The following is a 10,053-nucleotide window of genomic DNA, read 5'->3' as shown; positions in this document are numbered from 1 at the left end:
GCAGCAAGCCAGGGGCAGACGGTGGCGGTCACCTATCGGGAGATCAAGGCGGATATCCTTGGCCGGATCACGCGCGGGGACTGGAAGCCGGGCAGCCTGATCCCCGGAGAGCTCGAGCTCGCCGAAACCTACGGTGCCGCCCGGGCGACAGTGAACCGCGCGATGCGGGAGCTGGCAGAGGACGGCATCATCGAGCGCAAGCGGAAATCCGGCTCACGCGTCCGTCTTTCCCCGCTGCGACAGGCACGTTTCGACATCCCCATCGTCCGGCGCGAGATCGAGGAGCAGGGCGCGGCCTATCGCTACGCGCTGGTGCAGTCGGAATTGGTCGCAGCGCCGGATTGGGTCCGGGCGCGCATGGGCCTCGCGCCGGGCGGCAAGGTTCGGCACCTCGTCTGCCTGCATTTCGCCGATGGCGCGCCCTATCAACATGAGGATCGCTGGATCAATCTCTCGGTCCTGCCGCAGGCGCGCGATGCGGATTTCGCGACCGCCGGCCCCAATGAGTGGCTGGTAGCGCAGATCCCCTTCTCAGAAGCCGAGATCAGCATCGCCGCGACCGCGGCTGACGCGGCGCTCTCCGAGCACCTCGCCTGTGCCCTGGGCGACCCCCTGCTGCAGATCGAACGATCCACGCGGTGGAAGGGTCAGGCGGTGACCTTCGTGCGCCTGGTGCACCATCGCGGCCATCGGATGACTGCGCGGTACTGACCGGTCGCGCCGGCGCCGCGCGGGTCACAAGACGGCGACCTCCCGCAGATCCCACGCCTGAAACAGGGCGGCGGCGGACATGATCTGTCCACCGGCGCGCGCCCGCACGCGCCGGCGGTTTCGTCTTGACAGATTATTATGTGCATACATAAAAATCCCTACGTCAGACAAAACAGGATGTCATGGCGATGATCCTCCGCAACGCGACGCTCGCGACCATGACGGCCGCCGGCCATGGCCTCGTCGAAGGCGGCACCGTCGTGATCGAGGGCGATCGGATCGTCTGGGCCGGCCCCGGAGCCGCGGCACCGCCCGCCGGGGGCGAGGCGATCGACCTCGGCGGCCGCCTCGTGACGCCAGGGCTGGTCGACTGCCATACGCATCTCCTCTTCGCCGGCGACCGCGCGCGGGAATTCGAGATGCGCCTCGAAGGCGCGACCTATGAGCAGGTGGCCCGGGCCGGGGGCGGGATCCTCTCGACCGTCCGTGCGACGCGGGCGGCAACGGAGGACGACTTGCTCGCCGGCGCGCTGCCGCGTGTCGACCAGATGCTGGCCCAGGGCACGACCTGCATCGAGGTCAAGTCGGGCTACGGCCTCGATATCGAGACCGAGCTGCGGATGCTGCGCGCGGCGCGGCGCATCGCGCAGCACCGCCCGGTGCGGGTGCTCACCACCTTCCTCGGCGCGCACGCGCTGCCGCCCGAATACGCGGGTCGCCACGACGACTACATCGCCGATTGCGTGCTGCCCGCCCTCGCGGCGGCGCATGCCGAAGGCCTCGTCGACGCGGTGGACGGGTTCTGCGAGGGCATCGCCTTCAGCCCGGCGCAGATCGCCCGCGTCTTCGCCACGGCTCGCGAGCTTGGCCTGCCGGTCAAGCTGCATGCCGAACAGCTGTGCAACCTGCACGGCGCGGCGCTGGCCGCCCGGCACGGGGCGCTATCGGCCGATCACCTCGAATACCTGGACGAGGATGGCGTGCGCGCCATGGCGGCGGCCGGGACCGTGGCGGTGATCCTGCCCGGCGCCTTCTACACCCTGCGAGAGACGCAGATGCCGCCGATCGACCTGCTGCGCCGGCACGGCGTGAGGATGGCGGTCGCGACGGACTGCAATCCCGGTTCCTCGCCGATGACCTCGCTGCCACTCGCGATGAACATGGCCTGCACCCTGTTCCGCCTGACGCCCGAGGAAGCGCTGGCCGGCGCGACCGTCCATGCCGCGGCTGCGCTGGGACTGACGGATTGCGGGCGCATCGCGCCCGGCTGCCGCGCCGACCTCGCCGTCTGGGAGGCGGCGCATCCCGCGGAACTGTCCTACCGCATCGGCGCCACCCCGCTGCATGCCCGCATCTTCGGAGGCCGTCGTGACGCCTGAGATCCTGCACCCCGGCGCCGTCACGCTGTCGCAGCTCGAACGCATCTACCGCACCGAGGCGCCCGCGACTCTTGTCGCCGCCGCGCGTCCAGCCGTCGAGGCCGCCGCGGCGCGCGTCGCCGAGGCCGCGGCCGGCGACACGGCCGTCTATGGCGTGAACACCGGCTTCGGAAAGCTCGCGAGCCTGAAGATCGCACCGCAGGACACCGCAACACTGCAGCGCAACCTGATCCTGTCGCATTGCTGCGGCGTGGGGGAGGCGATCCCGCGCCGCCACACGCGGCTGATGATGGTGCTGAAGCTGATCTCGCTCGGGCGCGGCGCATCGGGCGTGCGCTGGGCGCTGATCGAGTTGCTGCAGGCCATGCTCGCGCGGGGCGTGACGCCGTTGGTGCCGGCGCAGGGCTCGGTCGGCGCCTCGGGTGACCTGGCGCCGCTCGCGCACATGACCGCCGTGCTGATCGGCGCGGGGCAGGCCGAGTTCGATGGCCGCGTCCTGCCGGGCGCGGAGGCGCTGGCGGCCGCGGGCCTGGCGCCCATTCAGCTGGGTCCGAAGGAAGGGCTCGCCTTCATCAACGGCACGCAGTTCTCGACCGCCTTCGCGCTCGCCGGCCTGTTCGATGCCTGGTCCGGGGCGCGGTCGGCGCTCGTAATTTCCGCGCTGTCGACCGACGCGATCATGGGATCGACGGCGCCGCTGCAGCCCGAGATCCACGCCCTGCGCGGCCATGCGGGCCAGATCGAAGCGGCCGCGGTGCTGCGCGCGCTGCTGGATGGTTCCGTCATCCGGGAAAGCCATCGCGAGGGCGATACGCGCGTGCAGGATCCCTACTGCATCCGCTGCCAGCCGCAGGTGACCGGCGCGGCGATGGACGTGCTGCGCCAGGCGGCCCGCACGCTGGAGATCGAGGCCAACGCGGCGACCGACAACCCGCTGGTGCTGACCGAGGCCGGCATGATCGTCTCGGGCGGCAACTTCCACGCCGAGCCCGTGGGCTTCGCCGCCGACATGATCGCGCTGGCCGTCTCCGAGATCGGCGCCATCGCGCAGCGCCGCGTCGCGCTGATGGTCGACCCGACGCTCAGCTTCGACCTGCCGCCCTTCCTCACGCCCAATCCTGGCCTGAACTCCGGCCTGATGATCGCCGAGGTCACCACGGCGGCGCTGATGAGCGAGAACAAGCATCTCGCGACGCCCTGCGTGACGGATTCGACGCCGACCTCCGCCAACCAGGAGGACCATGTCAGCATGGCCGCCCATGGCGCGCGGCGGCTGGGGACGATGGTGCGGAACCTCCAGCGCATCCTCGGCATCGAACTGCTCTGCGCGGCGCAGGGTGTCGAGTTCCGCGCCCCGCTCATCACCTCCGCACCGCTGCGCCAGGTGGTCGCGCGCCTGCGCCGCGACGTCGCGACGCTGGGCGAGGACCGCTACCTCGCGCCCGACATCGAAGCCGCGGCACGCCTGGTCGCCGAGGGCGCCATCGCCGACGCGGCGGGCGTTCCGTTGCCCGCGCTGTCGCCGTGACCGCCATCGCTCCCGTCCCACCGATCATCCGGACCGAGGCCCCCATGACCGACCCGCGCCACAACATCCGCGACGTCTTCCCCCCGACCGGCCCGGAGAAGACCGCCAAGACCTGGGGCGGCGAGGCCGCGATGCGGATGCTGATGAACAACCTGCACCCCGACGTGGCGGAAAAGCCGCATGAGCTCGTCGTCTATGGCGGCATCGGCCGCGCGGCGCGCAGCTGGCAGGATTTCGACCGCATCGTCGCCGGGCTGAAGGACCTCGAGCCCGACGAGACGCTGATCGTGCAGTCGGGCAAGCCGATCGCCATCGTGCGCACGCATCCGGACGCGCCGCGCGTGCTGATCGCCAATTCCAACCTCGTGCCGCACTGGGCGACCTGGGAGCATTTCAACGAGCTCGATCGCAAGGGCCTGATGATGTACGGCCAGATGACCGCTGGGTCCTGGATCTACATCGGCACGCAGGGCATCGTGCAGGGCACCTACGAGACCTTCGCCGAGGCGGGACGCCAGCATTATGGCGGCGACCTCAAGGGGCGTTGGATCCTGACCGGTGGCCTCGGCGGCATGGGTGGCGCGCAGCCCTTGGCCGCGGTGATGGCCGGGGCCTGCTGCCTCGCGGTGGAATGCGACGAGACGCGCATCGATTTCCGCATGCGCACCCGCTACCTCGACGCCAAGGCCCAGTCGCTCGACGAGGCGCTCGCCATGATCGCCGGCTGGACCGCGAAGGGCGAGGCGAAGTCCGTGGGCCTGCTCGGCAACGCCGCCGAGGTCTTCCCCGAGCTGCTGCGCCGCATGAAGGCCGGCGGCCCTCGCCCGGATATCGTGACCGACCAGACCAGCGCGCATGACCCGCTGTATGGCTATTGCCCCGCGGGCTGGACCGTCGCGCAATGGCGGGCGAAGCAGGAGAACGCGCCGGCCGAGGTGGAGCGCGCCGCGCGCGCATCGATGCGCGCCCATGTCGAGGCGATGGTCGGCTTCTGGAATGCCGGCGTGCCGACGCTCGACTACGGCAACAACATCCGCCAGGTCGCGAAGGAGGAAGGCCTCGAGAATGCCTTCGCCTTCCCCGGCTTCGTGCCGGCCTACATCCGGCCGCTGTTCTGCAAGGGCATCGGGCCCTTCCGCTGGTGCGCGTTGTCGGGCGACCCCGAGGACATCTACAAGACCGATGCGGCGATGAAGCGGCTGTTCCCGGACAACGCGCATCTGCATCGGTGGCTGGACATGGCGCGGGATCGCATCGCCTTCCAGGGCCTGCCGGCACGCATCTGCTGGATCGGCCTGGGCGACCGGCATCGCGCCGGACTGATGTTCAACGAGATGGTGGCCAGCGGCGAGCTGAAGGCACCGATCGTGATCGGGCGCGACCATCTCGATTCCGGCTCCGTCGCTTCCCCCAACCGCGAGACCGAGGCCATGCGGGACGGGTCCGATGCCGTGTCCGACTGGCCGCTGCTGAACGCATTGGTGAACACCGCGTCCGGTGCGACCTGGGTGTCGCTGCATCACGGCGGCGGCGTGGGCATGGGCTTCAGCCAGCATGCCGGTGTCGTGATCGTCGCGGACGGCACGCCAGAGGCGGCGAAGCGCCTGGAACGCGTGCTGTGGAACGACCCCGCCTCGGGCGTCTGGCGGCATGCCGATGCAGGGTACGACATCGCCATCCAGTGCGCGAAGGATCACGGGCTTCGGTTGCCGGGCATACTGGGCAACTGAGGCGCGGCGCATCGCCGCGATATGATGCACGGCGCAGCATGAAGCTGCGGCCGGGTCCCGATGTCATCAATCCTTCCGTGGACAACCGGTCTCGGCGGTCGTCAATCACGGCCGCCGCGAAGCGGCTCGTCGCCCCTGACAGCGCGGCGAAGCTTGCGTATCATCCCCTCCGCGGAGGAAAGAACCGGGACATGGACATGCGATTGACGCGGCGCATGGCGCTGACAGCGGCGGCGACGACCTTGCCGCGCTTTGCGATCGCGCAGGCCGATCAGCGGCCCGCGATCACCGTGGCGGTGCAGAAGCTCGCCAACAGCAACGTGCTGGAACCGCTGCGCGAGCAGTCGAATGTCGGCACCCGCGTCTCCGGCAGCTTCAGCGAGAGCCTGATCGACATCGACTGGATCGGCGACCTCGCGTTGCGGCCGTCGCTGGCCGAATCCTGGCGGCGCATCGACCACAGCACCGTCGAGTTCACCCTGCGGCAGGGCGCGCGCTTCCATGACGGCCGGCCGGTCACGGCCGAGGACGTCGTCTTCTCCTTCGGTCCGGAACGCATGTGGGGCAGCGGCGACCAGAGTCGCAACATGTTCGGCGCCGCGCCCGGCCGCAGCCAGGGCAAGGCCCCGCCGCCCGAGGTGCCGGCCATCGCCCGCCGCGCCTATCCCGGCTTCGAGAAGTTCGAGATCGTCGACCCCCGCACCGTCCGCTGGGTGAACAAGACGCCGGACGTGACGCTCGAAGGCCGCCTCGCGCGCAGCATCGGCGTCATCATGTCCCAGGCCGCCTTCGACGCCGCGCCGAGCTGGCTCGACTGGGCGCGCAAGCCAGTCGGCACCGGGCCCTATCGCGTCACCGAGTTCCGCCCGGACCAGTCGCTCACCCTCGTCGCCTTCGACGACCATTGGGGCGGGCGGCCGCCGCTGCGGCAAATCCGCTTCGTCGAGGTGCCGGAGGTCGCGAGCCGCATCAACATGCTGCTCTCCGGCGAGGCGGATTTCGCCTGCGACATTCCGCCCGACCAGATCACGACCGTACAGCGCAGCGCGCGGCACGAGGTCGTCGGCGGCGCGGTGATGAACCACCGCATCTCCGTCTTCGACAAGAACCAGCCGGCGCTGCGCAGCCCGCTCCTGCGCCGCGCCATGTCCCACGCCGTGGATCGCCAGTCGATCGTCGACGCGCTGTGGGACCGCCGCACGCAGGTCCCCAAGGGCCTGCAGTTCGAATTCTACGGCACCATGTTCCTCCGCGACTGGGAGGTGCCGAAATACGACCTCGCCGAAGCGCGCCGCTTGGTGCGGGAGAGCGGGTATCGCGGCGAGCCGATCCCCTATCGCCTGCTCAACAACTACTACACGGCGCAGGTCCCCACCGCGCAGATCCTGGTCGAGGGCTGGCGCCAGGTAGGCATCAACGTCGCCATCGAGATGCGCGAGAACTTCCCGCAAGTGCTGTCGAACCAGGGGCAGCGCGGCATCTGGGACTGGTCGAATTCCGCGACCTTCAACGATCCCGTCTCCTCCCTGCCCAACAACCACGGGCCGCAGGGCCAGCAATGGCAGGTCGGCGCCTGGCGCAACGACGAATTCGGCCGGCTGTCGGAGGTGCTCGACAGCTCCGTCGACCACGACGAGCGCCGCCGCGCCTTCCAGCGCATGATGGTGATCGCCGAGCGCGAGGACCCCGCCTACATCGTCCTCCACCAGACCACCAACCTGACGGCGAAGCGCAAGGACATCGCCTGGAAGCCGGCGCAGTCCTTCTTCATGGATTTCACCGCGGCGAACTGGGGTCGTCGCGGCTGATGGACGACCCCCTCGTCCGCATCAGCGGGCTGCGCGTCGCCTTCGACGGCGTCCCGGTGCTGCGGGGCGTGGATCTGGCCGTGGGCTCGGGCGAGGCGGTCGGCCTTGTCGGCGAATCCGGCTGTGGGAAGTCGGTCACCTGGCTCGCCGCACTCGGCCTGCTGCCCGGCAAGGCGCAGGTCACGGGCAGCGTGGTGCTGGACGGGCAGGAACTGCTCGGCGCGCCGATGCCGTTGCTGGACCGGGTGCGCGGCGGGCAGATCGCGATGATCTTCCAGGATCCCGCCAGCAGCCTGAACCCGGTGCACCGCATCGGCCGCCAGGTGGGCGAGGCGCTGCGCCTGCACCGCGGCATGGATGGTGCCGCGGCGCGTGCGGAGACGCGACGATTGCTCGACCAGGTCGGCATCCCCGATGCGGGCAACCGCATGGAGGCCTATCCGCACGAATTGTCGGGCGGGCAGAACCAGCGCGTGATGATCGCCATGGCGCTCGCCGGCCGGCCGCGCCTGCTGGTGGCGGACGAACCAACCACCGCGCTCGACGTGACGATCCAGGCGCAGATCCTCGACCTGCTCGCGACCCTGCGCGCCGAGACGGGCATGGCGCTGGTGCTCATCTCGCACGACCTCGGCGTGGTGGCGGAGACCTGCGACCGCGTTGCCGTGATGTATGCCGGCCTGGTGATCGAGGAAGTGTCCTCCGCGCGGCTGTTTGACGCGCCGGCGCATCCCTACACGCAGGGCCTGCTCTCAGCGCTGCCGCCACTCGATGGTTTGCCGCGCCAGCACCTGGCCGCAATCCCCGGCAGCGTGCCCGAACCGCGCGCCCTGCCGCCCGGCTGCGCCTTCGGCCCACGATGCCCGCGCCGTGCGTCCCTGTGCGACGAACAGGTGCCGCTGCTGGTCGACGTCGCGCCTGGCCAGCGCGCCGCCTGCCGCATCCTGGGGGCCGACGTGCCGCCCGCCTTCGGATTGGCAGCGGCGTGACGGCGCTGCTCGAAGCCGAAGGCCTGGTGCGTCGCTACACGATGCGGCGCGGCCTGCTCGGCCGCCAGGTGGAGCTGCGCGCCGTCGACGGCGTGTCGCTGCGGCTCGAACGCGGGGAGACGCTCGGGCTGGTGGGCGAATCCGGCTGCGGGAAGTCGACCACCGGGCGGCTGGTGCTGGGGCTGGAGGCGCCCGACGAAGGTACCGTCCGCTTCGATGGCGCGCCCGTGCCGCCGGTCGGCTCCGCCGCCTGGCGCGCGCAGCGGGCGCGGATGCAGATGGTCTTCCAGGACCCGCTCGGCGCGCTGGATCGCCGCCTGACCATCGGCACGCAGATCGCCGAACCCTTCGAGATCCACGGCATGGCCGGCGCGCAGGACCGCGTCGCCGGCCTGCTGCGTGACGTCGGCCTGCGTGAGGATTTCGCCGCGCGCTACCCGCATGAGCTCTCCGGGGGACAGCGGCAGCGCGCGGTGCTGGCGCGCGCGCTCGCGACCGATCCGGCGCTGCTGGTCTGCGACGAGCCGATCAGCGCGCTCGATGTCTCGGTCCAGGCGCAGGTGATGAACCTGCTGATCGACCTGCAGGCGGAACGCCGGCTGACCATGCTGTTCATCAGCCACGATCTGCGCGCGGTGCGGCAGGTCAGCCACCGCGTCGCCGTCATGTATCTCGGCCGCATCGTCGAGGAAGGCGAGCCCGACGCCGTGCTGCGCGATCCCGCGCACCCCTATGCTCAGGCGCTGGTCTCGGCCATCCCGCATCCGGGGCGGACGGCGCGGCGTCAGGTGCTGCAGGGCGACCCGCCGAACCCGGCAGCGCGCCCGCCAGGCTGCGCTTTCCATCCACGCTGCCCGGTGGCGGTGGGCCTGTGTCGCAGCGTTGTGCCCGAACTCAAGCCGCGCGCCTCCGACGGGCGCCGCGTCGCCTGCCATGTCGCGCAGGGCGAGGCGATGGGAGAGGCTGCCTAGATGCTGCGCTTCATCGCCGGGCGCCTGCTGCGCGCCGCGTTGACCATCGTCATGGTCGTCACCTTCGCCTTCGTGGTGCTGCGGCTGTCGGGCGATCCCGCGCTGCTGATCCTCAGCGTCGATGCCCCGCCCGAAGCCGTCGCCGCCTTCCGCGAGGCCTGGGGCCTCGATCGGCCGCTCTGGGTGCAATACTTCAGCTATTTCGGCGCGATCCTGCAGGGCGACCTCGGGCAATCGATGCGGGACGGGCGCGACGCCATCGACCTGGTCGCCGAACGTATCCCGGCGACACTCGCCCTCACCCTGCCCGCGCTGGCGCTGAAGGTCGGCATCGGCATACCGGCGGGTGTCTACGCGGCGCTGCATCGCAACTCGGCGACGGATCGGGTGGTGATGGTCATGGCCGTCGCAGGCTTCGCCGTGCCGTCCTTCGTGCTCGGCCTGCTGCTGGTGCTGGTCTTCGCGGTGCAACTCGGCTGGCTCCCCTCGGGTGGGCAGGATTCCTGGCGGCATGCGATCCTGCCGGTGATCACGCTCGGCATCGGCGGGGCGGCGGTGCTGGCGCGCTTCACCCGTTCGGCGATGCTGGAGGTGCTCGGCCAGCCCTATATCCGCACGGCGAGCGCGAAGGGTGTGTCCTGGCGGGCCGTGGTGCGCGGCCATGCGCTGCCCAATGCGGCGATCCCGACGGTGACGATCGTCGGCTTCATGGTGGGCAGCCTGATCGCCGGCGCCGTCGTCGTCGAAAGCGTCTTCTCCTGGCCCGGTGTCGGCCGCCTGCTGGTGGTCGCGGTGTCCAACCGCGACCTCGCCGTCGTGCAATGCGTGCTGCTGCTGGTGGCGGCGACGATGGTCACGTCGAACTTCATCGTCGACCTGCTCTACGGCGTGCTCGATCCGCGGCTGCGCACGGCGCGCGGCGGGGGGAAGGGCTGAC

Annotated in this window: 8 protein-coding genes; all 8 read left to right on the top strand. The window is 70.6% G+C overall.

Annotated features, from left to right (window positions below):
* The first annotated feature begins 21 nt into the window (after positions 1–21).
* The 8 genes from GWK16_RS09150 (at position 22) to GWK16_RS09115 (ending at position 10,052) form a co-directional block, all read left to right on the top strand.
* Positions 22–711 carry a UTRA domain-containing protein gene (locus GWK16_RS09150; protein WP_170053605.1) on the top strand — a complete coding sequence of 230 codons (690 nt, stop codon included), beginning with the start codon at positions 22–24 and terminating at the stop codon, positions 709–711.
* A 182-nt stretch (positions 712–893) separates the two neighbouring features.
* Positions 894–2,090 (top strand): imidazolonepropionase, encoded by a 1,197-nt coding sequence (gene hutI / locus GWK16_RS09145; protein ID WP_170053604.1) that lies wholly within the window; start codon positions 894–896, stop codon positions 2,088–2,090.
* Complete coding sequence (gene hutH / locus GWK16_RS09140; protein WP_170053603.1) at positions 2,080–3,618, top strand: histidine ammonia-lyase; 1,539 nt, start codon at positions 2,080–2,082, stop codon at positions 3,616–3,618. Before hutI ends, hutH begins: the two co-directional genes overlap by 11 nt.
* Before the next feature lie 44 nt (positions 3,619–3,662).
* Positions 3,663–5,348 (top strand): urocanate hydratase, encoded by a 1,686-nt coding sequence (gene hutU / locus GWK16_RS09135; protein WP_170053602.1) that lies wholly within the window; start codon positions 3,663–3,665, stop codon positions 5,346–5,348.
* Positions 5,349–5,539: 191 nt separating this feature from the next.
* Positions 5,540–7,156: an ABC transporter substrate-binding protein gene (locus GWK16_RS09130; RefSeq protein ID WP_408903909.1), complete on the top strand. Its 1,617-nt coding sequence runs from the start codon at positions 5,540–5,542 to the stop codon at positions 7,154–7,156.
* Positions 7,156–8,145: an ABC transporter ATP-binding protein gene (locus GWK16_RS09125; RefSeq protein ID WP_170053601.1), complete on the top strand. Its 990-nt coding sequence runs from the start codon at positions 7,156–7,158 to the stop codon at positions 8,143–8,145. Before GWK16_RS09130 ends, GWK16_RS09125 begins: the two co-directional genes overlap by 1 nt.
* Complete coding sequence (locus GWK16_RS09120) at positions 8,142–9,116, top strand: ABC transporter ATP-binding protein (RefSeq protein ID WP_338144441.1); 975 nt, start codon at positions 8,142–8,144, stop codon at positions 9,114–9,116. The genes GWK16_RS09125 and GWK16_RS09120 overlap by 4 nt, the downstream gene beginning before the upstream one ends.
* On the top strand, positions 9,117–10,052 hold the full coding sequence (locus GWK16_RS09115; RefSeq protein WP_170053600.1) for an ABC transporter permease: 936 nt from the start codon (positions 9,117–9,119) through the stop codon (positions 10,050–10,052).
* The last annotated feature ends 1 nt before the right edge of the window (position 10,053 follow it).

The organism is Neoroseomonas marina, assembly GCF_012927745.1.
Lineage (GTDB): Bacteria > Pseudomonadota > Alphaproteobacteria > Acetobacterales > Acetobacteraceae > Neoroseomonas > Neoroseomonas marina.
This window is presented reverse-complemented; position numbering and strand designations above follow the sequence as displayed.